This window comes from Cellvibrio sp. KY-YJ-3 (assembly GCF_008806955.1).
Taxonomy (GTDB): domain Bacteria; phylum Pseudomonadota; class Gammaproteobacteria; order Pseudomonadales; family Cellvibrionaceae; genus Cellvibrio.
The window spans coordinates 2,609,257-2,635,084 of record NZ_CP031727.1; the positions used below are offsets into that span (position 1 = coordinate 2,609,257).

General features: G+C 48.9%; 22 protein-coding genes. 9 read left to right on the top strand and 13 right to left on the bottom strand.

Features of this window, described 5'->3' with window-relative positions:
* Positions 1-53 precede the first annotated feature (53 nt).
* Positions 54-869 (bottom strand): peptidoglycan-binding protein, encoded by an 816-nt coding sequence (locus D0B88_RS11015; protein WP_151057155.1) that lies wholly within the window; start codon positions 867-869, stop codon positions 54-56.
* A gap of 33 nt (positions 870-902) precedes the next feature.
* Positions 903-1,406: a hypothetical protein gene (locus D0B88_RS11020; RefSeq protein ID WP_151057156.1), complete on the bottom strand. Its 504-nt coding sequence runs from the start codon at positions 1,404-1,406 to the stop codon at positions 903-905.
* A gap of 250 nt (positions 1,407-1,656) precedes the next feature.
* Here D0B88_RS11020 and D0B88_RS11025 point away from each other — a divergent pair, with 250 nt between their 5' ends.
* From D0B88_RS11025 to purU, 3 genes are read left to right on the top strand one after another with little or no spacing between them, the layout of a single operon-like run.
* On the top strand, positions 1,657-1,911 hold the full coding sequence (locus D0B88_RS11025; RefSeq protein WP_040391565.1) for a type II toxin-antitoxin system Phd/YefM family antitoxin: 255 nt from the start codon (positions 1,657-1,659) through the stop codon (positions 1,909-1,911).
* Positions 1,908-2,162, top strand: coding sequence for a Txe/YoeB family addiction module toxin (locus D0B88_RS11030; protein ID WP_151057158.1), 255 nt, complete (start codon positions 1,908-1,910; stop codon positions 2,160-2,162). Before D0B88_RS11025 ends, D0B88_RS11030 begins: the two co-directional genes overlap by 4 nt.
* A 40-nt stretch (positions 2,163-2,202) precedes the next feature.
* Positions 2,203-3,063, top strand: a complete 861-nt coding sequence (purU, locus tag D0B88_RS11035) for a formyltetrahydrofolate deformylase (protein ID WP_007640314.1) — start codon at positions 2,203-2,205, stop codon at positions 3,061-3,063.
* Positions 3,064-3,163: 100 nt separating this feature from the next.
* On the opposite strand, the gene D0B88_RS11040 is transcribed toward purU, so the two are convergent.
* On the bottom strand, positions 3,164-4,318 hold the full coding sequence (locus tag D0B88_RS11040) for an MFS transporter (protein WP_151057160.1): 1,155 nt from the start codon (positions 4,316-4,318) through the stop codon (positions 3,164-3,166).
* A 188-nt stretch (positions 4,319-4,506) separates the two neighbouring features.
* Between D0B88_RS11040 and D0B88_RS11045 the strand changes: the two genes are divergently transcribed.
* Positions 4,507-6,120 (top strand): L-lactate permease, encoded by a 1,614-nt coding sequence (locus D0B88_RS11045; RefSeq protein WP_151057162.1) that lies wholly within the window; start codon positions 4,507-4,509, stop codon positions 6,118-6,120.
* Positions 6,121-6,123: 3 nt separating this feature from the next.
* Here the strand turns inward: D0B88_RS11045 and D0B88_RS11050 are convergent, their stop codons facing one another.
* The 3 genes from D0B88_RS11050 to D0B88_RS11060 all read right to left on the bottom strand — a co-directional run bounded on the left by D0B88_RS11050 (position 6,124) and on the right by D0B88_RS11060 (position 10,660).
* Entirely contained in the window at positions 6,124-6,990 is an 867-nt protein-coding gene (locus D0B88_RS11050; RefSeq protein WP_191966416.1) for an ABC transporter substrate-binding protein, read from the bottom strand.
* A 115-nt stretch (positions 6,991-7,105) separates the two neighbouring features.
* Complete coding sequence (glgP, locus tag D0B88_RS11055) at positions 7,106-9,616, bottom strand: alpha-glucan family phosphorylase (RefSeq protein WP_151057166.1); 2,511 nt, start codon at positions 9,614-9,616, stop codon at positions 7,106-7,108.
* Between the two features lie 45 nt (positions 9,617-9,661).
* On the bottom strand, positions 9,662-10,660 hold the full coding sequence (locus D0B88_RS11060) for a 2-hydroxyacid dehydrogenase (protein ID WP_151057168.1): 999 nt from the start codon (positions 10,658-10,660) through the stop codon (positions 9,662-9,664).
* A 171-nt stretch (positions 10,661-10,831) separates the two neighbouring features.
* On the opposite strand from D0B88_RS11060, the gene D0B88_RS11065 reads away from it, so the two are divergent.
* Positions 10,832-12,802 carry an AsmA family protein gene (locus D0B88_RS11065; RefSeq protein ID WP_151057170.1) on the top strand — a complete coding sequence of 657 codons (1,971 nt, stop codon included), beginning with the start codon at positions 10,832-10,834 and terminating at the stop codon, positions 12,800-12,802.
* Positions 12,803-12,814: 12 nt separating this feature from the next.
* On the opposite strand, the gene D0B88_RS11070 is transcribed toward D0B88_RS11065, so the two are convergent.
* From D0B88_RS11070 to D0B88_RS11090, 5 genes are all read right to left on the bottom strand, one after another.
* Positions 12,815-13,957, bottom strand: a complete 1,143-nt coding sequence (locus D0B88_RS11070) for a YihY/virulence factor BrkB family protein (RefSeq protein WP_191966417.1) — start codon at positions 13,955-13,957, stop codon at positions 12,815-12,817.
* A gap of 96 nt (positions 13,958-14,053) precedes the next feature.
* On the bottom strand, positions 14,054-14,629 hold the full coding sequence (locus tag D0B88_RS11075) for a membrane integrity-associated transporter subunit PqiC (protein ID WP_191966418.1): 576 nt from the start codon (positions 14,627-14,629) through the stop codon (positions 14,054-14,056).
* 1 nt (position 14,630) lies between these two features.
* The gene (locus tag D0B88_RS11080; protein ID WP_007640333.1) at positions 14,631-15,635 is read right to left on the bottom strand and encodes an MlaD family protein; all 1,005 of its coding nucleotides are present in this window, start codon (positions 15,633-15,635) and stop codon (positions 14,631-14,633) included.
* Complete coding sequence (locus tag D0B88_RS11085; RefSeq protein WP_151057175.1) at positions 15,632-16,402, bottom strand: ABC transporter ATP-binding protein; 771 nt, start codon at positions 16,400-16,402, stop codon at positions 15,632-15,634. The genes D0B88_RS11080 and D0B88_RS11085 overlap by 4 nt, the downstream gene beginning before the upstream one ends.
* Position 16,403: 1 nt before the next feature.
* Positions 16,404-17,534, bottom strand: coding sequence for an ABC transporter permease (locus D0B88_RS11090; protein WP_151057177.1), 1,131 nt, complete (start codon positions 17,532-17,534; stop codon positions 16,404-16,406).
* A 150-nt stretch (positions 17,535-17,684) separates the two neighbouring features.
* Between D0B88_RS11090 and D0B88_RS11095 the strand changes: the two genes are divergently transcribed.
* The gene (locus D0B88_RS11095) at positions 17,685-18,053 is read left to right on the top strand and encodes a DUF6164 family protein (protein ID WP_007640338.1); all 369 of its coding nucleotides are present in this window, start codon (positions 17,685-17,687) and stop codon (positions 18,051-18,053) included.
* 37 nt (positions 18,054-18,090) lie between these two features.
* On the opposite strand, the gene D0B88_RS11100 is transcribed toward D0B88_RS11095, so the two are convergent.
* Positions 18,091-18,501: a DCC1-like thiol-disulfide oxidoreductase family protein gene (locus D0B88_RS11100; RefSeq protein WP_040391567.1), complete on the bottom strand. Its 411-nt coding sequence runs from the start codon at positions 18,499-18,501 to the stop codon at positions 18,091-18,093.
* Positions 18,502-18,651: 150 nt separating this feature from the next.
* Here D0B88_RS11100 and D0B88_RS11105 point away from each other — a divergent pair, with 150 nt between their 5' ends.
* The 3 genes from D0B88_RS11105 (at position 18,652) to D0B88_RS11115 (ending at position 24,768) form a co-directional block, all read left to right on the top strand.
* Positions 18,652-21,315, top strand: a complete 2,664-nt coding sequence (locus tag D0B88_RS11105; protein ID WP_151057179.1) for a choice-of-anchor I family protein — start codon at positions 18,652-18,654, stop codon at positions 21,313-21,315.
* Between the two features lie 346 nt (positions 21,316-21,661).
* Positions 21,662-23,974, top strand: coding sequence for a TonB-dependent receptor (locus D0B88_RS11110; protein ID WP_151057181.1), 2,313 nt, complete (start codon positions 21,662-21,664; stop codon positions 23,972-23,974).
* A gap of 20 nt (positions 23,975-23,994) precedes the next feature.
* Complete coding sequence (locus D0B88_RS11115) at positions 23,995-24,768, top strand: ABC transporter substrate-binding protein (RefSeq protein WP_191966419.1); 774 nt, start codon at positions 23,995-23,997, stop codon at positions 24,766-24,768.
* A 104-nt stretch (positions 24,769-24,872) separates the two neighbouring features.
* Here D0B88_RS11115 and D0B88_RS11120 read toward each other — a convergent pair whose 3' ends face one another.
* On the bottom strand, positions 24,873-25,823 hold the full coding sequence (locus tag D0B88_RS11120) for a 3-oxoacyl-ACP synthase III family protein (protein WP_151057185.1): 951 nt from the start codon (positions 25,821-25,823) through the stop codon (positions 24,873-24,875).
* Positions 25,824-25,828: the final 5 nt, after the last annotated feature.

Genomic DNA, 25,828 nt, shown 5'->3' on the forward strand with positions numbered 1-25,828 from the left:
ATTTTGTGATGTAAGAGTCCAAAGCAAGTATTGCTTTGACTCTGATTAGGCTTTCAGCATATTCGTGAAATTTCGGTAATGCGAGCAGCACTGGCTGTTGTTGAAAGTGGTAACCGTATATATGACTTGATGATGGAATTAACACGAATCTTTCTTGCTACAACAGAGCCCTCTCTACTTCCTGCATCATTAGTGTTGCCTTCAATGGTGGTAACCATTCTTCCGCTAACACTTTCCACTATTCCTATGTGCGAAAAAGTGAAAACCACAATATCACCTTTCTGAGGTGTGAAAAACTCTGAGTTTCTTGGGAAAATTAAGCAGTTATTATTTTTCGCCCAGATGTTCAAAAACCGACTCACTGATGCTTCTTTTGGGGGTTGTGTTGTCAAAAAGAAAGGGGAGTTGTTTAGTAGTTTCTGCACGCAAAATGATACAAAAGCGGCGCACCAAGGATAGCCATCTGTAGCACCATTTATCGTCAGTGAGTCTGACTTAAAAATTGCCAGAAGTTCTTGGCTATCTCCGGCTTTATTATTTCCTGTCTCCTTCACACCAATATATTTTGCTGCGATTTCAGCCAGCAATGCCTGTGGCGAAGAAGCGCTAGAGGATGGGGTGCTGACAGTTGCTAATTTGGTTGTTGCATATGGTGCACCTAGGGACAGCGCATGCCATGTTTTTGGGCCAACCACGCCATCAGCCGTTAGTCCGGCATTTTCCTGAAAATGCTTAAGTGCCTTTAATGTTGCTGAACCAAAATCACCATCTACAGTTAAAAAGGTATTCTCATTAAATGCATTGAGCAATTTTTGTAGGTTTTCAACTGATTTTCCTTGTGATCCCTTGCGTAATGTTTTTTGTGTCATAGATAATTTCCTTTTTTAAATTTTTCCCAGTAGTCAGTTTTTTTCCAAATAAATCCACATGTCAGGTGAAATAAATTCGATGTCAGACTTCAGCTCCAACCACAAAATCCCTTTTTCAGTAAAAACACCGCGAACATGTTCACCGTATAGATGCTCTGCATTTATACATAAGTTCTTGTAATTCGAAGTCATATCTTGAAGGTCGGGTTCTTTGTAGATTCGCGTTATCTGGTACTGATCTGTTAATGTTTGAACGTCAATTTTTATAGTGGAGCCACCCATCTCAGTATGAAAATGTGAACCTGAAATGGTAGAGCTTTTAAAACTGCTAATTTCTACCACATCCGTTCCATCAAGCACCTCAGTGGGTAACTTTTTGAATGCATCCGTGGGTATATTGCATGTTTTGGGCACCAGTATTTTTGCTGTGCTGCCCACCTCATTTTTAATTTCGCTAGCTATATTGTGCTCGTTTATACAGCCGCCTAGTAAAAAGGCTGCCATGTAAAGAAGGTTCTTCTTATTAATATTGCTCAACGTTAATCCTCCATAATTTAAGGGTGGTTGATTTTATACTTCAACCAATCGTTGTGGTCGAATTATTGCTCGCTATTGAGATAATTTGCTCACAGTTTCAGTGTTTCGATTAAGTCTGGCGGGTTTAGATCTTTATCCCATTTGCATGATTTAATTAAAACTCCTGACAATCAGTTCCTATTGCAAGTTGCGTACAGAAATAAGTACAGGTAGCATGAGGTCTTTACAGATCCTGTTGGGGAGACGACCTATGGATACTATGAGCTATACCGCGTTTCGCAATGATCTGGCCAGTGTGCTGGACAAGGTGAACGATGATCATAAGCCGGTGCTGATTACCCGTCAGAATGGGAAGCCAGCGGTGGTGATTAGCTTGGAAGATTTTCAGGCCTACGAAGAAACCGCGTATTTGATGGCTAGCCCGAAAAATGCCGCGCGGCTGAATGATGCAATTAACCAGGTGGCCGCAGGGAAGGCGACGCAGCGGGGGTTGATTGAGGAATGATATTGGCGTGGGCGGATAATGCCTGGGAAGATTATCTTTACTGGCAACAAACGGATCAAAAAACACTGAAGCGCATTTATACCCTAATCAAAGAAATTCAACGTCAGCCCTTTATCGGAATAGGTGACCCTGAACCGCTTAAACACCACTGGTCAGGATATTGGTCGCGGCGAATTGATCGCGAGCATCGGCTGGTTTATCGCGTTGAAAATGAAATGATAATTGTGGTGCAATGCCGTTATCACTATTGATGACTACATTTTTAAATTGAATTTGATAAAGAGAAATCACATGTCTGCTGTTAAGGAAATCGTTTTAACCTTTAGTTGTCAGGATTCCAAAGGCTTGGTGGCCGCCGTGGCCACTTTATTTGCGACCTTGGGTTTTAATATTAAAGAGTCTTCGCAATTTGAAGATGTGCAAAGCAACCGCTTTTTTATGCGCACCGTATTTGAGTGCCCGGTGGGTTATAACCTGGGGCAGATTCGCTCGCTGTTTAAGCCGCTGGGCGAGCAGTTCCAAATGGATTGGAATATTTTTGATAGCCACACCAAGCCGCGTGTGCTAATTGCGGTTTCCCAATGGGGGCACTGTTTGAATGCACTGCTGAACAGTTGGAAAAACGGTTCGCTGCCGATTGATATTGTGGGTGTAGTGTCCAACCACAATGTGATGCGCGATTTAACGGAATGGTATCAATTGCCATTTCATTATTTACCCATCACCGCCGACACCAAAGTGCAGCAAGAGGCACAGCTGTGGCAATTGATGCAGGATTTGCAAGCCGAATTTTTAGTGCTTGCGCGCTACATGCAAATTCTTTCTGACGATTTGTGCCGCAAATTAAATGGCCGCGCGATCAATATCCACCACTCATTTCTGCCAGGTTTTAAAGGTGCAAAACCGTATCATCAAGCGTTTGAGCGTGGGGTAAAACTCATCGGTGCTACCGCGCATTTTGTCACGGCTGATTTGGATGAAGGCCCGATTATCGAGCAGTCGGTAGAGCGTGTGTCCCACGTAAATTCACCGGATGAAATGGCAGAGATCGGGCGCGATATTGAAGCGGTAGTGTTGAACCGCGCGGTGCGCTGGCATGCGGAACATCGCGTGTTGTTGAATGGCACCAAGACGGTGGTGTTTTCAAGATAGGTCAGTGCATAACTTCTTTTGGTGAGCAAACTGGTGACAAAAAACGCTGCGATAATGTTATCGCCGCGTTTTTTATTGGATCAGATAATGTCGGTGTAAATTATTTGTGAGTCGCTTTTTTGGCCGACATCGCCAGCGCCAATAACCCAAGCGCTACAATCCCGAATGACACATTCAAACTGCTTAACTCAGCGATAAAACCAATCACCGCTGGCCCCGCTAATAACCCTGCGTAACCCATGCTGACTACGGCAGCAATCGCCAAACCCATTGGCATGGATGTTTGATTGCCGGCGGCGGTAAATAGCACCGGCACTATGTTGGATGCGCCCACGCCAACCAGCGTGAAGCCGATAAAAGCGGTAGGGGTAAAGGGGGTAAGTACAACTAACAAAAAACCACTTGCAGCGCAGAGTCCACCCCAGAACACAACCCGGGTGCCGCCGAGGGCGTTGACAATTTTATCGCCGGTGAAGCGGCCGATGGTCATGGCGACTGAGAAACATGCGAAACCCAAACCGGCGTAAACCGGGTCGATACCGCGTAATGTATTGAGGAATACAGCGCTCCAATCCAGCACTGCACCTTCGGCGAGGAAGGCGACAAAACACAGGCTGCCGATGAGTAATACTTTGCCGCGCGGTAATACAAAAAAGGGTTCGCGTTCGCCGCTAGTACTTTCGTTAATATTTTTTGGTAATAAATCTTTTGCAGAGTAGGCCAGCATCAGTAAGAGCACGGCGGTAAGGCAGAGCAGGGCGTGAAAGGGCGATAAACCCAGCCACATCAGTGCGCTCATGACTACGGCGCCAAAGATCCCGCCCAGACTATAAAAGCCGTGGAAGCCCGACATCATCGCGCGGCCGCTGGCTTTTTCTACCACTACCGCTTGCATGTTCATGGCGACGTCCGTGGCACCGAGCATCATGCCGAAAATTAATAAGTTAATGGCCATGCCGGGAATACCGGGGGAAATGGCGAGGCAGACCAAACTCACACACATTAGTAACAAGGTGGTGGTGATAACCCGACGGCAGCCGTAACGATTAACCAGTGGGCCGGTGACCGGCATCGCCAGCAGTGAGCCAACGCCAAAACACAGAATTAATAAACCGAGGGTGGATTCACCAATCGCCAGTCGTGCTTTCACAAATGGAATCAGCGGCGCCCAAGCCGACATGGCGAGACCGGTAATTAAAAACGCAAAACGGGTGGAGAGGTATTGGGCTGTACCAATAGGGTGGGTGGCAGACATAAGTAAAAACTTCCAGCGAATAAATCAAGCTGCGCACTATACCTGTCGCCAAAACGCAGGGTTAGTGAGGATTTGTAAATCGGATTTGCCCTATCAACTATGCTTGATACAGCGCAAATGGCGCTTGAGCATTTGGACTAGGATAGCCACATGAGATCACCTTTTATTTTTTGCCGGCGGTCGCGCCAATGACCTGGTTGCAATTATTCACCACGCTAGTACCCATTCTGTCAGTGTTTATCCTGCTGGTTTTACTGCGCTTGCCCGCGACCCGCGCTATGCCGCTCAGCCTGTTAATTACCGCTGCGTTTGCCGCCTGGGTGTGGCAGGTATCTGCAGTGCAATTGGCAGCATCGATACTGGAGGGGTGGATTATCGCCTTCACTATTCTGGTGATTGTGTTTGGGGCCATCTTGCTGCTGAACACCCTGACGGCTCTGGGGGCGATTCGGGTTATTTGCGACTGGTTCGCGCGTATCTCGCCGGATCACCGGGTGCAGGTGATTATCATCGCCTGGTTATTTGGTGCATTTTTGGAGGGAGCCAGCGGCTTCGGAACGCCAGCAGCGATAGGTGCGCCTTTGTTGGTCGCTTTGGGTTTTCCCCCGATGGCAGCCGTGGTAATGGCGTTAATTGGGGATAGTGCGCCAGTCTCGTTTGGGGCGGTGGGTACGCCGGTGATTGTAGGCATAGGGCAGGGGTTGGCGAATGCGACGCCTGACCGGCTGCAGCAGATTGCCCTTAGTGCCCTGACGCTGGATGTGTTTATCGCCAGCTTTCTCCCGCTGTTAATGGTAGCCATGCTGACGCGCTTTTTTGGCGCCAATCGCAGCTGGCGCGAGGGCTTGCTGCTTTGGCGTTTTGCTCTATTTTCCGGTCTTGCCTTTACCTTACCTGCCTATGGCGTACTGCGCCTGTTGGGGCCGGAATTCCCCAGTATTCTTGGTGCTCTGGTTGGATTGCTGTTAGTCGTTGGCGCCGCACGGCGTCGCTGGTTACTGCCTACCGAGGTCTGGCGCTTGCCGGTTATGACAGATGAATTGCTGCCCCATGCCACCGGCGTTACACAGCTGCCAACGATGGGTTTATTCAAAGCCTGGTTTCCCTACCTGTTGGTAGCAGGGTTATTGGTGCTGACCCGGGTGGATACGCTGCCGTTTAAGGCGCTGTTGCAGTCAGTCAGCATCGAATTTAACGCGTTGCTAGGGACGCAAATTTCTACGCGGGTCGCGCCGCTCTATTTGCCGGGCAGTATTTTTGTGCTGGTCGCCGTGGTGATTGGTTTGTTATATCGCCTGCCATTGGTTGCTACAGGGCAATTATGGCGAGCATCACTCGGGCGCCTATTACCCACCAGTATTGCGCTGGCGACCTCGGTACCTATGGTGCGCATTTTCCTCAATTCTGGCGAGAACAGCGCGGGTTTGGCGGCAATGCCCAAAGAATTGGGGGTTTTGGCGGCCGACACCTTTGCCAATCAGTGGCCGCTGGTGGCGCCATTTATTGGTGCTTTGGGTAGTTTTATCGCTGGCTCCTCTACCTTTTCCAACATGATGTTTGCGCGCTTGCAGCAGGACGCCGCCCAAACGGCTGACCTGCCCGAACATTGGATTCTGGCGCTGCAGATGCTTGGCGCCAATGCGGGCAATATGGTGTGTGTGCTTAACGTAGTGGCAGCGGTTTCGGTGGTGAAACTGGTAGGGCGGGAGGGCGATGTGATTCGCTACACCTTGGCACCGGCGCTGCTTTATTGTGCCTGCGCAGGTGCTTTGGGATATTTGGTAGTGGCGTTAGTTGTGTGATTGCTAGCGCTCGGTTTTCCGCAGGCTAGCAGTGGGGTTATAAAAGCTGCTGTTATCCACGCGGTCCAGAATCTTGCGGTAACTGCCATTCTTTTTCAGTTGTTTAAGGCCTTGGTTGAAGGTATTGATCAGCGCCTGCGCGTTGGGGTGAGTTTTGCTTGCCAGCAAATAACCCTCTGGTGCACTTAGCGCGGGCTCTATTACCTTGAGTTTGCGCGGGTCTATGCTCAGCTGGGCGGCCATGTAAAACCCTGACATCTCATCGGTGGCAAACAAATCCACCCGGTCGGCCATCAGCAATTTTATGTTTTGGATGTCCGAGGGCACCATAATCGGGTTGATAACCTGGGCATCAACCGCGCGATAAAAATCCTCTGTGTAGGTAAAGCCCAAGGTGGCGCTCATCCGATACTGGCTTAAATCCCCAAAGTTCTTCCAGCGGATGGCATCGCTATTGGTGCGTTGGAAAAAAACCGTGCGGTTGACTATGAGTGGGTCGCTGAACAGCATGGCCTCGCGCCGTTCGCTGTTTTCATACCAGTAGCTGGTGGCGTCAAATTTGCCCAAGCGTGCCTCTTCAAAAGCGCGTTTCCAGGGTAAGTACACAAACTCCACGGTCACCCCCTGGGTGGCAAACGCGGCTGCGATAATATGGTTCACATGGCCATTATCAGGCAGTTGTTGGCCTGTCCAAGGGGCGAATTCGCCAGTGGCAATACGGATGGTTTGTTGTGCCGGAGCGGCTGATTCCGCCGCGGGGTGTTGGTAACTCTTTGTGTTGTCGCCAGCGGCCAGGCAGCTGAGGCTAAACGCCAGCGAGAACGACAAGGAACGTGAAAGGGTAGATCCAATCAATTTGGCCAGTGACACACATAGCTCCTGTACTGAACTCACAAAAACCGTCTAATCCAATTACGCGGCCTGCTTATCATTTGATCACAACACACTGTTTATAGCTCACATAACCGGCTTTTGCCTTGTCGCCTCAATCTGCCCAGCAAATAAGCGGGTTTTCTGCCGGTACTTGGGCGTGAGGGTGACAGGCTATAGCGCGCAGGCTCCAATCACTCACTGGTCGGTGTTGCGGAATAACACCTTGGTAGTGATAGGCGTTAATCGCTCCGGTTAGGGGGTAAGCCAATTGCAGGCGGATGCACTCTGCAGGTACCTCGCCCACTGGATCGGCGATCATTTCTATCGCCACCTGCTCCGGTGCTATACCGCCTAAATAAACCTGGGTTTCAGCCAGCCAGTTGCCCGCGCGTTCGGTCATCGTGAGTTTCCCAAGATGAATTTCATGCCAATGGCGTGCCAAATGCTGTTGCCAGAGGCGCAATTCCTGCGCCAGCGCGCCTTGCTTGTCCATGCGCTGCTGGTACTGCCGGGCGGCGGGCAGGTAGTAGTTGTCCAGGTAATCGCGCAGCATGCGATTGGTGCTAAAACGGGGAGTGAGCTGCGCCATGCTGGTGCGCATTAGTTGCAGCCAGCGACGGGGAATGTCCTCGGCATCCCGTTCGTAAAAGCAGGGAATGATCTGTTGTTCCAGCAATTGGTAGAGCGCTTCGGCATCGGCGGCGTCCTGTTCCGCGCCGTATTCGCCGCCATCACCCAGTGCCCAGCCGTATGCCGGGTCGTAAGCCTCGGCCCACCAACCATCGAGTGATGAAAGATTCAACCCGCCATTGACCAGCACTTTCATACCGCTGGTGCCGCAGGCTTCCCAGGGGCGACGGGGATTGTTGATCCACACATCAACCCCTTGCACCAAATGGCGGGCGAGGGCGATATCGTAATCCTCGATAAAAATCAGGTGCTTGGCCACCTCGTCGCGCTGCACAAATTCCTGCCAACGCTGCAATTTGGCTTTGCCCAGTTTGTCGGCCGGGTGCGCTTTACCTGCCACCAATAGCTGCACCGGGTGGCGGCTGTTGCACAGTAAACGCGTCAGGCGCTCCTGGTCGTGCAACAGCAAATCCGGGCGTTTGTACTCGGCAAAGCGGCGGGCAAAACCCAGGGTGAGAATATTCGGGTCGAGCGGGTGGAGGTTGGGTAGGCTGCAATCCAGCTGGCTGGATTCATGGCGCCACTGGCGCTGGTAGCGCAGGCGGGCATAGTCCACCAGCCGCGCCCGGCTGGTGCTGGCGAGCTGCCACAAGGTCTGGTCGCTCAGTTTTTGCCAGCGTGCGGGGTTGAGTTGGGTTTCGTCCTGCTGCCAGGGGGTGTCGCCGAAGAGTTGGCGCCACAAGGCGTCGCTGTTGCTCGCGGCCCAGCTGGGCATATGCACGCCATTCGTCACATGGCCGACCGGTACTTCGCGCTGCGGCCAGCGTGGAAACAGTGGCTGGAAAATACGCTGGCTGACTTGGCCGTGCAATTCACTGACGCCATTGCTGTGCGCGCAGGTGCGCATGGCGAGGTAGGCCATGTTGAACTCCTCGCTGGCATCTTTGGGGTTGGCGCGCCCTAGCGCGAGTATGTCATCCATAGTGACGCCCATCTCCAGCGCGGCCTCACCGGCATAGCGGCGCAAAAGTTTACTGGGGTAGCGATCAAACCCCGCTGCCACAGGCGTGTGGGTGGTAAACAAATTGCCGCTGCGCGTGGCCCAAAGTGCCTGCCAAAAATCGACTTGATGCTTAACGCAATGAGCGCGGATTCGTTCCAGCGTGGCAAAAGCGGCGTGGCCCTCATTCAGGTGGCAGATATCGATCTCCAGCCCCAGCCGCTCCAGTAAGCGCCAGCCACCAATGCCCAGCGCGATTTCCTGCACCAGCCGCAGTTCGGTACCACCGCCGTAAAGCTGGCTGGTTATGCCCCGGTCGCGGGGTTGATTGCAGGGGTGATTGCTATCCAGCAGGTAAAGTTTGACGCGCCCGACCTGGGCTACCCACACCCGAAACAGCACTTCGCGACACAGAAAGTTGGTAGCGACATCCATCCAGCTGCCGTCCTTATCCAGCAGCGGTGTCAGGGGCAAACTGCCGGGATCGTTAAACAGATAAGTCTGCTGCTGCCAACCCTGGTTATCAAAGCTCTGGCGAAAGTAACCTTCCTGATACAACAGCCCTACACCCACCAGCGGCACGCCCAAATCGCTCGCGGTTTTTAAATAGTCGCCCGCCAGAATACCCAAACCACCTGCATAGAGTGGCAGGGCATCGCATACACCAAATTCCATACTGAAATAGGCGATGCCTTTGAGTGGCACATTGGTGTAGTGCTGCTGATACCAACCCGGTTCGTCCAAATAGCGACGGCGCGCTGCCACGAGTTGGGCGAGGTGGGTGAGGAAATCCGGGTCTTTCGCCAGCTGTTGCAAATGTTGGTCACTGGTGAATTGCAACACACTCACCGGGTTGCCTGTGCTCTCCCACACGGCGGGGTTGAGCCGGTGCCAGAGGGCATCGCCGGAATGGTTCCAGCTCCACTGCAGGTCGGCAGCCAACTCGTGCAATATCGCCAGCGGTGGTGGCAATTGACGTTCAAGGTTCGGCATGGACGGCGCTCCTTTGCGTGTAATGGGCGGCTAAACGTCAGTGTTTCAGTTCACCAAACACACCTGCGTCAGTTCGCCACGTTCAACATGGGTGATATTGGCCAGGGTCACGCGGGCGATGGCAGTGAGTGCCTCGCGGGTAAAAAAGGCTTGGTGGCCGGTGATGACTACATTGGGGAAGGTGAGCAGGCGTGCAAATACGTCGTCTTGCAATAACTGGTTGGAGTTGTCTTCAAAAAATAAATCGCCTTCCTCCTCGTACACATCCAGCCCGAGGTGGCCAATTTTTTTGCTTTTTAAACCGTCAATTACCGCTTTGGTATCAATCAAACCGCCGCGCCCGGTATTAATTAACATCACCCCGTTTTTCATTTGCGCAATGCTGTTGTTGGTAATCAGATGATGGGTATGAGTGTTGAGCGGGCAGTGGAGGGAAATAATATCGGCTTGTGACCAGAGTTGGTCGAGCGGCAGATAAGCCACACCGGCGGCGATCAGTGCGCTGTTGGGTTCAGGGTCGTAGGCGATCACCCGGCAGCCCAGCCCGCGCACAATCGTCGCCAGTACTGCGCCGATTTTTCCGGTACCAATTACCGCGACGGTTTTATTCACCATATCAAAACCTAACAGGCCGTTGAGCGAGTAGTCGTTCTCGCGTACACGGTGATAGGCGCGATGCAAATTACGGTTGAGCATCAGCATCAAACCCAGCGCATGTTCGGCCACGGCATGGGGTGAATAGTCCGCCACGCGCGCGACCAGCAGGCCCAGTTTTTTCGCGGCAGTTAAATCCACCTGATTAAATCCGGCGCAGCGCAGTGCGATCAGTTTTACGCCTAATTCGGCAAGTTGCGCCAATGTTGTTGCATCCACATGGTCATTCACAAAACAGCAAACCGCTTGGCAATTTTGTGCCAGTAGCGCGGACTGAGTGTTAAGTTGGGTTTCGTGAAAAATTAATTCGTGGGCTTGCGGTAGTGCATTGTTTGCTTGAGTTAAAAACTCGCGGTCATAGGGTTTGGTACTGAATATGGCGACTTTCATAATAGGGTTCCTTCAGGTAGCGAGTCGAAATTACATCATAGCCCCAATTGCGCTTGGCCACCTTGTTGAGAAGGTATGTAACACCGGTTTTGCCTGTGTAGGTGTAGCGGCGCACAGACTGGAAGAGCAATTTATTGTGATGATTAGGCTTAACCTTTTTTTGGATTTTTTATGCGTATAGCTCATCTTCGGAGGCGCCCCCTTGTCGCGGCGGCAGTTGGAGTTGTTGCTGCCAGCATGGTGTTGCTGGTAGTGGGGGTGCTGTGCATCATTATATTCTCCGCATCCCTGCTGCGAACATTGATCGAGGTCAAGGGAAGCCAAATATTGGAGCGGGCAATTTCTGTCGATGGTGAAATCAGGGTTAACTGGCGTTGGGCCTATACCCATATTTATGTTGAAAACATTCGCTTGCAAAATGCCGCTAATTTTAGCGAGCCAGACATGGCGCGGATTGAATTAATTGATTTACATTTCAAGCCATTTCGTTTGCTGCGCGGTCATATCGATATCAGTGAAATAAACATAGTCGCACCAGAAATTTATTTGGAGCGAAAATCAGTTGATCTTGTAAATTGGAATTTTCCCGCGCTGGCACCAGCGGATACCGATGGCGCCGTTGTTGCCAGGAGCCGCTATGAATTTCCGGTGATTGATCAGTTAAAAATCAGTCGTGGTCATATCGTTTTTAACGATAACCTGAAGGGCCTGAATCTGGATTTGCAATTGGATTCAGTAACTGGACATGAGCAAGTCGCTGCCTCTTCTCATCAAGGGTTTGAAAAAGGTTACACCCTGAACGGAAGCGGAAAAATGCGCGATAAACATTTTACTATTACCGCAACTGGCGGTTCGCTTAGCCAATTACGCGATGCATCGGTGTCGTTTCCACTGCAGCTTAAACTGGAAATGGGTGAGACCAAAGTGCTGGTCGATGGGCGATTCCAAAACCCACTGCAACTGGACGGTGTGGATGCACTGCTGGAAATAGAAGGCACCAACCTTGCTGATATTTTTTATCTCACGGCAATTCCTTTGCCACCCACCCCGCATTACACCCTGAAAGGGCAACTCACTAAATCGGGCAATGTCTGGTCTTACCATAAATTTAAAGGGCAAGTAGGGAGTAGTGATTTAGCGGGGAATTTATCCTATGACGTTGGGGGTGAGCGCGGTTATTTAACGGCGGATCTAACGTCCACGGTACTCAATGCCGCAGACCTGGGTGGATTTATTGGTCTCGATCCAGAGGGTGAAGCCGTTAAATCCACAAGATTAATTCCCGATGTTCCCCTCGCGCGTGAACGGCTGCTGGCAACTGATTTGGATATACAGCTAAAGGCCGAACAAGTAACGGGGCCGAATTTACCCTTTAAAGGAATGGAAGTAAGGTTTGATCTGCGCGATGGAATTTTAAAATTAAATCCATTCAATCTCGTACTGGCGGATGGCACAGTGGATGGCATAATTGAAATCGATGCAAACCCCGCAGTGCCGCCAATGACCATGGATTTAAATATGCGGCAATTAAATCTGGTGCAATTTTTTAAAGGCACACGTTTTGAATCCACTACCGACGGTATGTTTGGTGGAAAAATCGCTCTCGCGGGGGAGGGGGCATCCCTTGCGGAAGTACTGGCAACCAGTAATGGCGACTTAACACTTATTATGTCCGGTGGTGAAATCAGCCAACTATTAATTGAGGCTTCGGATCTGGATATTGGACAGGCATTTCCCTTATTTTTCGGCAAGGATAAAGCGACGCGTATTAATTGCGGTGTATTGGATTTTGATGTGAAAAAAGGAATGCTCACCTCTGAAGTAGTGGTGCTTGATACCAACGATTCATTGCTGGTGGGTGATGTCAGTATTAATTTAAAAGATGAAAAAATTAATGCCTGGCTGGATGCAAAACCCAAAGACAACAGCCTCTTGTCGTTGCGCGTACCTATTACTATTTCGGGGCAATTAAAAGACCCGAGGATTGGCCTTCACCCGGAAAAAACCGCTGTGCGCGGTGTGGCAGCCATAGCGCTGGGTGCATTGCTCACACCTTATGCCGCGATTCTCGCTTTTATCGAAAAAGGCAATGTGCCAAATACTGATTGCAGGGCGTTAATAAGTGCTGCCAATAAACAATAAATGTTAATGCCTTTATTGTTTGGGTTTGTTACTCGTCACCAGAAATTCCAGTCCCGCACCCGGGTCTTCTTCGCCGCCAATTGATGTATTGCTTGCGCTGGTTGCTTTACTCGCTTTGTGCTCCAAGGTCATATCTTTATCCAAGGGGTAAATGTGATCTGTAGCGGGCGACGGATGAATATGCGGGTCCATACTTTGCGGCGGTTGTGTGGCAGTAATCTGATGTGCAGGAATATTGTGGCCGTTGGATGCTGGGGTAGTGTTTTCATGGGTGGAGACTGCAAAGTCTTCCGGTTGAACGCGTTCACCGCAGTGGTCTGCATATATGCGGGTAAATTCAGCTCCAAACAACAGGATTAACGCGGCGTAAGAAACCCAGAGCATGATTAAAATAACTGTGCCGGCAGCACCATAAGCAGAGGCGGGGTTGCTGTGAGCAAAATAAACGCCCAAGGCAAATTTGGCGAGCACAAATAATAACGCGGTTACAAAAGCCCCGGTCCAAACATCTCGCCAGGGAATTTTTGCATCGGGAAGAAATTTAAAGATCGCCGCAAATAAAAAAGTAATGACCCCCAGTGATAAGGACAGGTCAAGAATACGAAAGACGATATTGAATGTCTCGGAAAAATAAAAAGCCACCCAATTACTTAATAACGTAAGCAAGGCAGACAAAATTAACGACACCAATAATAAAAAGCCAACGGCGAGAACTAGCCCGAAGGAAAAAATCCGATCCAATACCATTTTGAGTATTTTACGTTTGGGCTGTGCTTTTACCTCCCAAATTTGGTTCAAGGTTTGTTGCAGCTGATAAAAAACCCCGGTAGCACCAAAAATCAAAGTCGCTATGCCAACCACGGAACTAAACGTGAAGTCATGATGGACACTGGCATTTGCGATTATCGCTTCAACATCTTTAGCGGTATTGCTACCAATCATTCCTTCAATTTCTGAACTGATCCGGCGTGTCACCGCGTCCTTTCCGTAAAAATATCCCGCAAGATTAATGATAATGACCAATAACCCCGGCATTGAAAATATAGTGTAGAACGCGATAACAGCTGCGCTTCTGAAGGGTTCTCTTTCGATCCACTGGTTATAGGTGTCACGAAAGATATAAAAAAATTCTTTCAGTTGTACAAAGGGAATCATTTTAATATCCTTTTTTAATAAGGATTCACTGGGCTCATCGCGACTTAGTGTCCCTCTTTGCGCGAAAATCATCTGTGCGTTTGCACACGCTATGGATTATTTGCCCTTGCTGACAAGTGCCTGATTTATCTCATTGCCCAGCTCTGCCAGCAATATGCTATAGGCTGCTGCAATATCCCGCGCCGTGCTCTCACAAGGGCGTTTATTGATGTGGTGATGTTGCGCCACAGTTTTTTTGGCAAGATTATCCATTAATTTCCAGCTGGCATTGATCACCGCATAACCGTCGATAATTTGTAAATCGTGTATCTGAATCCGAATGCTAATGGCAGGGGTGCTGTCGCTGCGCCAAGGGAATAATTCGACTGCACGAGTGGGTTGGTGGTTCATTAAATTCATCGCCAATACTCTGGTAATGCCTTTGGGTAGCGGTTCGCCCCAATAAGCGTTATCTGAAACCTGCAAGCTATTTGCATCGCTGTTAACAATTAATTGCGAGCGCTGTAAATAATCGGCAACTTCTATTGGCCCCAACCCTACCGACTGGGTAACCGCTACTGATTGATCTGCATGGGGCGTTGCGTTTAATAAATAATATTGTTTGCGCGGTGATTGTTGGCAGCCCAGCAATAGGCTGCTGAGTAATGCAATGATAAATAAATGTCGCATCATATTATTCGTCCTCATCCGAAACCTGTTTGCCGCGCAGTAGCGCCTCAGGTTGTTGGTCAATTGTTTCGCTCAGTGTGCGGAATGCCTCGGCAGAGCGGCTTATTTCTTTAAGGGTGTCGTTAAGTTGATTTACCAGTGGCGCGTCTTCAGAGAAACTTTGGTGCACGCTATTAGAGGCTTTGTCTAACTCCACCAGGCTTCGTTGTAATTGCAGCATACTTGCTCGCAGTTCATCGGCTACGGCTGGTGTCTGTTTGTTGAGTGACGCTAATAAGGTATTGAGCGTACGGCTGGTATCGCTCAGATTTTTGCTTAACTGGCTAACATCCTGCCCCATAGTTTGGGATGTTTCGGTGAAACTATCAGCCGCCAATTTTACGCTGCCCAATGTTTCTTCTATTACACCGCTTTTTACAATGTTGCTCAGGCGCAGTGTTAGTTGATCCAAATTTTTAACCAAGCTTTTCAGGTTAATCTCTTGCAGGTTTTTAGTGAGCTCTTCAAAACCGGTTGCGACCGTGGGTAGCTCAAGGTAATTTTTTTTGAAACCGTAGAGGGTGGCAGGTGTGTCCGGGAAAAAGTCCAATTCCACATAGAGTAGGCCGGTTAAAAAACTTTGGAAGTTGAGCTGCGCGCGCAAGCCATTGGCTATGGCTTCTTCAAAGAATTCCAGCGATACCTCATTCCCCTTACGGCTGATACGTTTTAACGCTAAGTCGCCGGTCACCGCTGTGACAATGTTTTTTGCGGAATTATTTTTATTGCCGTTATCTTGTGTGTTGCTGTCAAAATTAATTTGAATATCCGTTATTTCGCCCAGAATTACCCCTTTTAGTTTAATGGGGGCGCCGACCTGCAGGCCTTGAACCGAGCCCTCAAAATACATGACGACTCGCTCCTTTTGCGAAAAAAGGTCACCGCCGGAAAAGAATAGCAGAGCTAAAAATACCAGCAGTATTGCACCGACAATAAAAGCGCCGATCCTAAACGAATTGTTCTTTTTCATTGCTTCTCCGCTGCCGCTGTTCCTGCACGGCTCAAAAATTGACGCACTTTTTCGTGCTGGCTGTGATGGAGTAATTCTTTCGGGTCGCCTGAATCCAACATGGTTTTGGCTTGTGCATCCAAAATTACACAATGGGTTCCTATGGATAAAATGCTGGGCAGTTCATGTGAGACGATAATTACCGTGGAGCCCAGCGCTTTACAGATTTGCACGATTAATTGATCCAGCCGCAAGGAGCTGATGGGGTCCAGGCCTGCGGAAGGTTCGTCAAAAAACAATAATTGCGGGTCCAGTGCGATGGCGCGAGCTAGCCCCGCACGTTTGTGCATGCCGCCACTGATTTCTGACGGATAAAATGTTTCATAACCCGCGAGCCCGACCAGGGATAATTTGTACGCAACTGTTTCGGCGATTTGTTTTTCGGATAAGTCCGTATACAACTGCAAGGGCAGGGCGACGTTTTCAGCAAGCGTCATACTGGAAAACAAAGCGCCCGACTGATAAGTAATGCCCCAGCTCTGCAACAGTTTTAATTGTGTGTCTTCATCGGCTTGATAATAATTGACACCTTCGTATAACACTTGGCCTTTGCTTGGTGCTATCAAACCAATCATATGTTTGAGTAATGTGGTTTTGCCGCAGCCGCTGCCACCGATAATAAAAAAAATATCGTTTTTACCAATATCAAAATTTAGATTCTGCTGCACTACACGGCTGCCATAACCGATGCTGAGATCGCGCACGCTAATAAACGGAGTGGTATTCATCTTAAATACCCAGCTTGTCGTAAAGAATATTAAATGCTGCATCGGCGACCACTAAATAGACAATGGCGCGCACCACGGCATTGGTGGCCGCCATGCCAACCGCATCGGAATTGCGCCCGCACTCTATCCCGGCCTGACAACCGGCGATGGCTATTAAAATGCCGAAAAATACACTTTTAATTAAACCGGCCATGATATCCATAAGGTCCACCGCGCCCTGTGTTTGCAAAATGTACTGGCTAAAATTGACATCCATACTGGTCGCGACTAACGCACCGCCAAACATGCCGATTACATCGGCGTAAATGCACAGCAGCGGCATAATAAAAACCAGTGCTAATAAACGCGGTAACACTAAAAATTCCATGGCGGAAATACCCATGGTTTTTAATGCATCAATTTCTTCATTCACTTGCATGGTACCCAATTGCGCCGCGTAAGCTGCACCGGTGCGGCCCGCCATAATTACCGCGGTCATCAATGCGCCCATTTCGCGCACCATACCAATCGCAACCAAATCGGCCACGTACACCTGGGCGCCCAATTGGCGTAATTGCACTGAACCCAAATACGCGAGAATCATGCCCACGAGCAATGCAATCAAGGTGACAATCGCCAGCGCGCGTGGACCAACCTGATCGATAAAAAAGAAAATATCCTGCCTACGTGTTTTGGCATTGCCACGCAACCAATTGATAAACGCGAGGCTCACATCGCCAATAAACGTCAGGGTGCGCGCTAAACCTTCCCCTTGGGCAGCAATTGTTTTTTGCAATCGGCTGAGCAAACTTACCTTGTTATTGGTGGTGGCGGGTTGGTAGGCGGGAATTGCGGTAGCCAGGTTGAGAAGTTGTTGCAGGGTTTCCGGCGTGGCACTGGTATCCAGCGAAATTTGCTGTTGTTCGCACCAGCGCGCGAGTTGCAGCAGAGTAACGGCGAGGCTGGAGTCCCACTGTTTGAGTTCATCGGTGATGAGTGTGATAGTTTTGCTATCCGGAGGGATAGCGGCGCACAGGCCTTCGCCATCGGGAGTATGGCCAAGTTGCCAGTCCCCGCACAGGTGCAGCTGCACCCTGCCAGACGGTGGATCGGCTGCATCAGGTTGTTCAATGTGAAAGAGCAACGCAGTCATCCTTATCTTCCAAATTGAGTGTTAGGGTTGATCATAGTCGCTCTGGCGAAGAAAATGAAACGCACAACATGGCAAGATAATATAAACCGCACACAGAGAACTGTTATCCTCCGCACTTAACACCGTCAATAACAAGATTAACCGGACATTATGGCCAGATTATTATTCAAACTCGCGCAAGTGCCTGACGATGAAGCTCAGGAAATTCGTATGCTGCTCAACGAGCACCAGATTAACTACTATGAAACCGATGCTGGATTTTTCCGCGTAGGGTTGGATGCAATTTGGCTCGCAGATGGCGCACAAGAACAACGAGCGCGGGAATTGATTCACGCCTATCAAGCTGAGCGCGCGATTCGCCAGCAGCAAAATTATGCGCAGTTGGTGGAGGCGGGGCAGGTGCCCAGTCTGTGGCAACATTTTTGTGCGCAACCGCTGCGTTTTATGGCGTTGGTGATTGCGATTATTTTTGTTGCAGGCTTAACCTTGTTGCCCTTTGTTATGCCTGCATTGCAGTAGGTCTTCGTAGTGGTTTATTGGTATTGCTTTGTTGATATTAAAACTTATCGTTGTTGGCAAAACCCAAATTATTAATTTTGGTTTTGCCCAATAGCTTTAATAATAAATTACGCAGTGCGCGCAGAATCGGGTAAAGCACATGGCTTAATCGTTTGGATTTAAACAGCCAATAGTTCAAACGATTAAACAACCCCGAGCGACTGCTCAGCAGCGACAGCATGTAAATTGCATCGGAACCGTAATAGAGTTGCTGCTCCAGTTTCACCACCATACCCTGATCTATATCCCAACCCAGTGCGGTAATCTCATCCATAATGGGCCCTGGCTCGCGCGCATCCCACAGCACTAATTCACCAATATCCTCACGAATACGCACCATGCGGCAGTAGTTGTCGCAGGCGGGGCATTCTTTGTCGTACACCAGTACTACTTGTTGGGTTGTGGTCACTCATCACCTCGGTTTTTGTGTAATCAAGCTGTCATTTATTTGTTGTTTTTCTGTCATCTGGCTGCCGTAACCTTGGCGCGCCAAAAAACATTTATTTACGACAAATAGCCTTGGTTTTATTAACACATGCCTTATTTGAGAACACATAATATGAAACTCATCCAACAAATACCACGCTGGGCAGCGCTGGCCGCTGTGTCATTTAGCCTGGTGGCCTGCGGCGGTGATGACAATGATTCATCCAGCAGTTCATCCATTAGCTCAACCAGCAGTTCAAGCAGCGTGTCGTCATCCAGCGATGCCTCTTCGGTGGATACTATATCTTCGTCGAGCACTTCTGTTGCAACTACAAGTTCTGCAACCACTTCTTCTGCAACTATTAGCTCTGTTGAAAGTTCTTCTTCGTTAAGTGAAAGCAGCAGCTCATCGTCAGTATCTTCAGCCGCCTTGCCGACGCTGGTGCTCAATGAAATGCGCTCGGACGGCGGTGGTTATGACTACATCGAAATCTACAACCCAGGCAATAGCGATTACACCTTCGTCGAAGGCGAATGGGCGGTCAACGATTTAAAAGGTTTTGGTGAGGACAAAGTTCCCGGCGTGTTAATACCGGCGGGCAGTGTCATTCCGGCTAAAGGATTCTTGTTGGTAGCGGTAGATCAAACTGCCGTACCCTTTGGTGCGCCAGAGGGAACCATTATTGGCGGTGCCGCTGAATTTGGTTTGGGTAAAGGCGATACAGCATTGCTGACCCACAAGGGCGAAATTATTGATGAAAAAGGTTGGGCTGCCGGTAGCCATGTAAACACCATTGGCCGTTTGCCCGATGGTGGCGAGTGGCACGATGAAGCTGAAGCGCTGACCGCAACTCCCGGTGTGATTAACGCTTTACCAGTAGTGAACCCACCCGCATCGCAGAGCGATATTGTGATTAACGAAGTGGTATCCAAAGGCCGCGCCGATTTGGATTTTGATTACGTAGAGCTTTACAACAAATCATCGCAACCCTATGTGTTTGCGGAAGGTGAATGGTCGCTGAGCGACAGCGAAAATACTCTCATGCCCATTCCCGGCGGCACTACTATTCCCGGACATGGTTTTCTGGTGTTGTTGACCGATGTAGCCACCGGTGCAAATTTACCCACCAATGCACCGGCCGGTGCAATCACTAACAGCACGGGTGGTTTTGGTATTGGTAAAAACGAAAATATTATTCTGGCGCGTTTTGAAGCAATTATTGATAACGTAAGCCACGGCGACTTTCACGTAAACGCGTATGGTCGCCTGCCAGATGGCGGTGAATTTATTGACTTGGGTGATGGTACTGCTCCCCAGCTTTACGCATCGCCCGGCCTGAAAAACTTTATGACCCCCGCGTTGAATTTAACCGTGACTACGCTGAATTTTTCCTCGTTTAATGACGACGAAACCGCGTTGGAAAATAGTGGTTTCCGTGTATTTGGTTTGAACGCCGATTTAGCCAAAGATGTTGAACCGGAATACATTGCCGTTGCTGCTGACTCAAAAACAGCCTGGGTAACGCTGCAGGAAAACAACGGTGTTGCACGTATTAATCTGGATGGTACCCCGGCTATCACTAATATTTTTCCCTTGGGTTTTAAAGATTACGGTGCAGTAGGCAATGAGATCGACCCGAGTGACCGGGATGATAAAGTCGAGTTTGCCGCGTATCCAAAAGTGTTTGGTATTTATCAGCCTGACGGCATTGCTGCATTTAATGATGGTGGAATGGATTATGTGATTACCGCCAATGAAGGCGATGTGCGCGATTACTACACGAATTTTGAAGAGGGTGTAAAAGTCGCCGATATCACGCTCGACGAATCGGATTTCCCCAATGCCACCGAGCTAAAACAAAATGCGCAATTGGGCCGTTTGCTGGTGACGCAATTTGCAAAAACCTCCAGCGCGGAAACTGTATTCAGTGAATTGCTGAGTTTTGGTGCGCGTTCATTCAGTATTTGGAATGGCACTACGGGTGAACAGGTGTATGACAGCGGCAATGATTTGGAAGTCCAAGCTAATAACGCCGGTGTTTACCCGGATGACCGCAGCGATGCCAAAGGTGTTGAGCCGGAGAATCTGGCGATTGGCATGGTTGGTTCCAAGCGGTTTGTATTTGTCGGTTTGGAACGTGCCGATGCGGTAGCGGTGTATGACATCACTGATCTTGGCAATATCCAATTTAGTCAAATGTTGATCACCGAAGGTGATGATGCACCGGAAGGGATTTTGTTTATCAGTGCGGCTAACAGCCCCAACGGTAATCCCTTGTTAGTGGTGTCCAACGAGGGAAGCGGCAACGTGACGGTTTACCAAGGCAATGTGAATGGTGAATTTAGTTTTGCCTCGCGCTTGATATTGGAAGGTGGTGTGGCTGCAGCAGAAATCAGCGCCTACGATCCAATCACTAAACGTTTATTTGTATTGAATAACGGTGAGCTACTTGCAAATTCGCGCATTGAAGTATTGAACCTGGCCGACCCTGCGGCACTGTCATTGCTGACCACTATCGACCTTAGCCCTTACGGTGGTGGTATTAATAGTGTGGCTGTGAGCAACGGTAAAATTGCGGGCGCATTGCAAGCGGTTGATAAAACCCAGACAGGTACCGTGGTGGTTTTTGATACCAGCAGTTATGCATTGCTCGGTATTGCCAAAGTCGGCGCCTTGCCCGATATGCTGACCTTTTCACCGGACGGAAAATTTATCCTGACGGCCGATGAAGGTGAGGCGAAGGACGATTATTCGTATGATCCAATCGGTTCTGTTTCGATTATTACGTTGCCCTAATTGTCGCAAATCGAGCCTCCTGTAAAACAGGGCTTGGCTTGAGAGATAACAGGGGTTTTATAAAGGCTGTGTTCGGTGTTAAACCGGCACAGCCTTTTTTGTTTTTGGTTTCTTTAGAGCGCTTCAGGATTCTTCAGGTTATTGGTGTTTAGCGCTTGGCAAAAATCAGGCAATTCTAAAATCTAATCAGTGAGCGCAATATTGGCGGCGAAGTTGTTTATTTTTAGCAATTCACTACTATACCTATCGACTGGGAGTTGTCTCTTGCTAATCCTGGCAATCATTTTTGAGATGTTAATAATGGTTGTTAGCCAAAAAATTCCAAATACCCATCAAGGTAAATCACATGTCCCCCTGTTCTACTAAGAATAAACTAAGCCTTTCAGCGCTCTTGTTGCTGTTTGGTCAAGGATGGGCGCTGCCGGCGCTGTCCGAGGATGACATTAATGGGAAGGAAACCTCAGTAACAAAAACCATTGAAGAGGTAATGGTCACTGCCAGAAAGCGCGAAGAAAGCCTTTTGGATGTACCTATAGCGATTACCGCGTTCGGCGCCGGGATACTCTCCAATCCGACCATCAGCGACATTTCCAATTTGGCAGCTTTAGCCCCCAACGTGGAGTTTTCTGCATCGCCACCTATCTCGGGCACCAGCAACGCCGCGGCAGTGTTTATTCGCGGTATCGGCCAAAATGATTTCCTTTCAACCAATGACCCGGGCGTGGGTATTTATCTCGATGGTGTTTATATCGCCCGCTCGGTTGGCGGTGTGCTGAAGGTGAACGACATTGAGCGCGTGGAAATATTACGCGGCCCCCAGGGAACGCTGTTTGGCAAAAATACTATCGGTGGAGCGGTGAATGTTATTTCACGCTTACCCAGCAATGAAGCCAGCGCAACTATCGCCCTTACGGGTGGTAGCAAGGATCGTCAGGATCTTGCTTTAAGTGCAGAAGGCCCATTGGCCGAGAACTTGGCTGGTCGTATTTCCTTACTGGATGAAAACCGCGATGGTTATGTAGAGCGGACGCTGGATGGGAAAGATCAGGGCAACATAAACCGCAGTACTTTGAAAGGCATATTGCATTGGCAGCCTGCCGAACATATCGATGTTCGCTTAACCGGTGACTATACCCGCCAACGCCAAAACGGTGCGGCAGAGGTGATGATAGAAATCGCCGAGGGCAGGGATCTAAGCACACTGCCACCGGGGGAACCCTTAACCAACTGGGAGGCGTTCAATGCACTTATCGCTGGGCCGCGGTTTAATACCCAATGGGACGCTCGTTGGTTGCCCACAGGCGATGGGTTTAATACCTTCAGTACTGGTCCTTCACAGGATGATATAGATGTAAAAGGCCTGTCGCTCACCGGCGATATTGAACTATCCCCAACAATGACCCTGACTTCAGTTACAGGATACCGCGCCATGGAGGGCACCTATTCGCGGGACGCGGATGGTTCACCGCTGAATTATGGCAGCGTGGTGAATCTGGATGAGCAATCGCAATTCAGTGAAGAGCTGCGTTTAACCGGCACTAGCGGCAACCATTTATCCTGGACACTAGGGGCTTTTTATCTGAAGGAAGATATTACCAATCACCAGGACGTTGTTTTTTTGGATGGATTGTTTGAGGCGACTGGCGGCGGCGCCGATGCAACTTTTGATGTGAATAATGTAGTGGATGTCGATAGCCGCGCGCTTTTTGGTCAGCTCTCCTGGGAACAGGATGCCTGGGAAGTAACGGGTGGTTTGCGTATGACACGTGAACAAAAAGAATTTTTTATCGATAACTTTACCGTCAATAGTGGAGCCCAGTTGATTGGCCCGGAACAGAAACCCACGGATGTGTGGCGGGAAGTCTCACCCGGGTTAAATATCTCCTGCGATATTAACGATCGCACCATGCTTTACTCCAGTTACAGCGAAGGTTTTAAAAGTGGTGGCTACAATGGTCGCTTGGTTAACCCACCAACCGATGCCCAAAACGGCACTCCGGTTATAGATACCTTTGACCCGGAAAACGCCACCACCTATGAGTTGGGATTCAAGCAGCAATACGATTGGCTTTACCTACAGGGCGCGGTGTTTACCACCGAATACACCAACATGCAGGTCTCGGTGCTGACTGTCGGTGCGAATAATTTAATTGCTGTCACCATCGATAATGCTGCAAAAGCTACCATTGACGGTGCCGAACTAGAGGCAATAGTTACGGTGGTTGATAACTTTCAGATCCGTACCGGCTTTGGGTATCTTGATGCTCGTTATACCGAGTTAGGTGAGAGCACCCTATTGAATAAAGACGATGACTTACAAAAAATTCCGCGCTGGAATGCATTTGTAAGAGGTGAATACGATTATCAGTTCAGAGACTATGGCAGCCTCACAACCACCTTGGAGTTAAGTTACAAAAGCAAAACCTACAATGACCCGTTAAATGTAGAATCTATCGCGCAACCGGCGTTTACTTTGGTTAATGGTTCGGTAACCTGGGCAAATAATCAGGATACGATCAAGGCCTCGCTATTTTGTAACAACCTTACCGACGAGACCTATTTTTTAAGTGGCACCACTGAACTTTCGTCTGTTGGTATTTCAAGTGCTACCTATGGTAGGCGACGTGAAGTTGGGCTCTCGCTGGAATACAGTTTCTAAAAACAATGGGATTGATAACTATGAATCTGAAACGAATCAAACAAAGTGTGTTTGTTCTGGCGGGCATGCTGTTGGCGGGAGCGGCGGCAGCACAAACCAAGGTTGAAGCCGAAGCTCCAATCAGCATTTCTGGTGTGGCATTGGAATATCGCCTGCGTGAAAATGGCAATGATCAATACAACAAGCTATTGGAAGCCCTGGCCGATAAAAATCTCAACTTTAAGTTGGTGATTTTTCCATTGACCCGCGCCGTGCGTAATTTAATGGATAGCGAAGACTGTATTTTTCCTTCGTCCCTGAATTCAATACAAACACATTTTTCCGAACAAACAAAAGGCCGTGAATTCATTGCCTCGAATCCCATCGACTATATCAGCATGCGCGTTTTTACACGGCAAGGTGAAAAAACTATCGCCTCTTTTAATGAGCTAAACGATAAAAGAGTCGCCATCTGGCTCGGTTTTGATCGCAATATTTATTTGCAGGGAGTCAATGCGGTGGTTGACGAAGTGGCGAGTGAAGAGGTGCGCGTGAATATGCTGACAAAAAAACGGGTAGACGCAATTGTGGGTTTTACGCCGGATGTTTTTCTGGCCGCCCAAAAACTTGGCGTGCCAATTCCGGAATACAATAAAAAGCTTTCCGTTTTTGAAGGTGAGGGCGCCTCGGTGGTGTGTCACAAGAATGCCAAAAATCTTCAGTTTATAGAACAACTAAATGTGCAATTAGAACTGCTGAGAGAATCGGGTGAATTGGGTAAAATTTTGGGGCCTTACGCTACCCTGGTTCATTGATTCAGTTAAAAAAATCTTTAATCAAGTCATTTGAATAAATAACTGAAGTGGTCAGTGCAAGATCGAGCCTCTGGTGTGATCAGAGGCTCGAATAAAAAATAAAATTAATATTCCCACAGCATGGCAATTGAATAGCCGCCCGCTGAAGGCGCCATGAATAATATTTTTTCACCTCTTTGTAAATCACCTTTCTTTCGCCAGTAATCCAATGTTACCGGTATATTAGCTACGGTCATGTTGGCATAAAGCCCTATGGTATGCCGGATTTTGTCCTCAGAAATTTCCAGTTTGTCGGCCCAGACTTGCATCATTTTTAATCCGGACTGGTGCATTATCACCTTATCAACTGCAACGCTCGGGTTTCTATCAAGCAGCGTTTTTGCGACAGACATAGGAAACAAAATTAAATCTTTTATTGTGGTTCTTCCTTCCGGGGGGCGCACAGTAAAAAATTCTTTCTGTTGGGTAAATTGTGCATTTTTCATTACCAGCGCGTTAAACACTTCCGGCTTGGTATTGTTTAATTCATGCTTATCAATAAAAGACTCTGAGGAAGCATCCAAAATTACCGCGCCTGCACCATCGCCCGCAAAAGCAAAGTTTGGCTTGGTGGTGTCCAGCATAGTGTGAACCCAATCGGTCGAGGTTACTATGAGTACCACTTTATTTTTGCCGGTGCTGATCAGTGAATCCGCCATATTTAATGCGGTAATAAACGAGGAGCACGCTGTATTGATTGGCAACACCGAGGCATTCCATGCACCTAACTCGTGTTGCATCAAATTCAAATCATCGCCGTAAACATTTCGACTGGGTTGGATAATGCCGATAATTAAATCGATATCCATTGCCGTGTATTTACTGTTAGCCAAGGCATCTTTAGCGGCTTCGACCGCCATCATCAAGGCGGTTTCAACCGCACTGGCATGGCGACGTTCTTCGTAGCCGGAAAAGTATTCATCCATGGATTCAAACAAGGCATTGCCGCCCACAAATTCACTATTGAGGACGATGGTGGATGGTAGATAACTACCTGTTGCTTCTATATGGGACAAAACAA

Excerpts from the sequence above, each read along its gene's own strand:
- D0B88_RS11095 (WP_007640338.1), top strand. The coding sequence starts at position 17,685 with ATGGCCAGATTATTATTCAAACTCGCGCAAGTGCCTGACGATGAAGCT.
- D0B88_RS11085 (WP_151057175.1), bottom strand. The coding sequence starts at position 16,402 with ATGAATACCACTCCGTTTATTAGCGTGCGCGATCTCAGCATCGGTTAT.
- D0B88_RS11080 (WP_007640333.1), bottom strand. The coding sequence starts at position 15,635 with ATGAAAAAGAACAATTCGTTTAGGATCGGCGCTTTTATTGTCGGTGCA.
- D0B88_RS11045 (WP_151057162.1), top strand. The coding sequence starts at position 4,507 with ATGACCTGGTTGCAATTATTCACCACGCTAGTACCCATTCTGTCAGTG.
- D0B88_RS11105 (WP_151057179.1), top strand. The coding sequence starts at position 18,652 with ATGAAACTCATCCAACAAATACCACGCTGGGCAGCGCTGGCCGCTGTG.
- D0B88_RS11070 (WP_191966417.1), bottom strand. The coding sequence starts at position 13,957 with ATGATTCCCTTTGTACAACTGAAAGAATTTTTTTATATCTTTCGTGAC.
- D0B88_RS11090 (WP_151057177.1), bottom strand. The coding sequence starts at position 17,534 with ATGACTGCGTTGCTCTTTCACATTGAACAACCTGATGCAGCCGATCCA.
- D0B88_RS11060 (WP_151057168.1), bottom strand. The coding sequence starts at position 10,660 with ATGAAAGTCGCCATATTCAGTACCAAACCCTATGACCGCGAGTTTTTA.
- D0B88_RS11030 (WP_151057158.1), top strand. The coding sequence starts at position 1,908 with ATGATATTGGCGTGGGCGGATAATGCCTGGGAAGATTATCTTTACTGG.
- glgP (WP_151057166.1), bottom strand. The coding sequence starts at position 9,616 with ATGCCGAACCTTGAACGTCAATTGCCACCACCGCTGGCGATATTGCAC.
- D0B88_RS11110 (WP_151057181.1), top strand. The coding sequence starts at position 21,662 with ATGTCCCCCTGTTCTACTAAGAATAAACTAAGCCTTTCAGCGCTCTTG.
- D0B88_RS11025 (WP_040391565.1), top strand. The coding sequence starts at position 1,657 with ATGGATACTATGAGCTATACCGCGTTTCGCAATGATCTGGCCAGTGTG.
- D0B88_RS11115 (WP_191966419.1), top strand. The coding sequence starts at position 23,995 with ATGAATCTGAAACGAATCAAACAAAGTGTGTTTGTTCTGGCGGGCATG.
- D0B88_RS11040 (WP_151057160.1), bottom strand. The coding sequence starts at position 4,318 with ATGTCTGCCACCCACCCTATTGGTACAGCCCAATACCTCTCCACCCGT.
- purU (WP_007640314.1), top strand. The coding sequence starts at position 2,203 with ATGTCTGCTGTTAAGGAAATCGTTTTAACCTTTAGTTGTCAGGATTCC.
- D0B88_RS11015 (WP_151057155.1), bottom strand. The coding sequence starts at position 869 with ATGACACAAAAAACATTACGCAAGGGATCACAAGGAAAATCAGTTGAA.
- D0B88_RS11065 (WP_151057170.1), top strand. The coding sequence starts at position 10,832 with ATGCGTATAGCTCATCTTCGGAGGCGCCCCCTTGTCGCGGCGGCAGTT.
- D0B88_RS11075 (WP_191966418.1), bottom strand. The coding sequence starts at position 14,629 with ATGATGCGACATTTATTTATCATTGCATTACTCAGCAGCCTATTGCTG.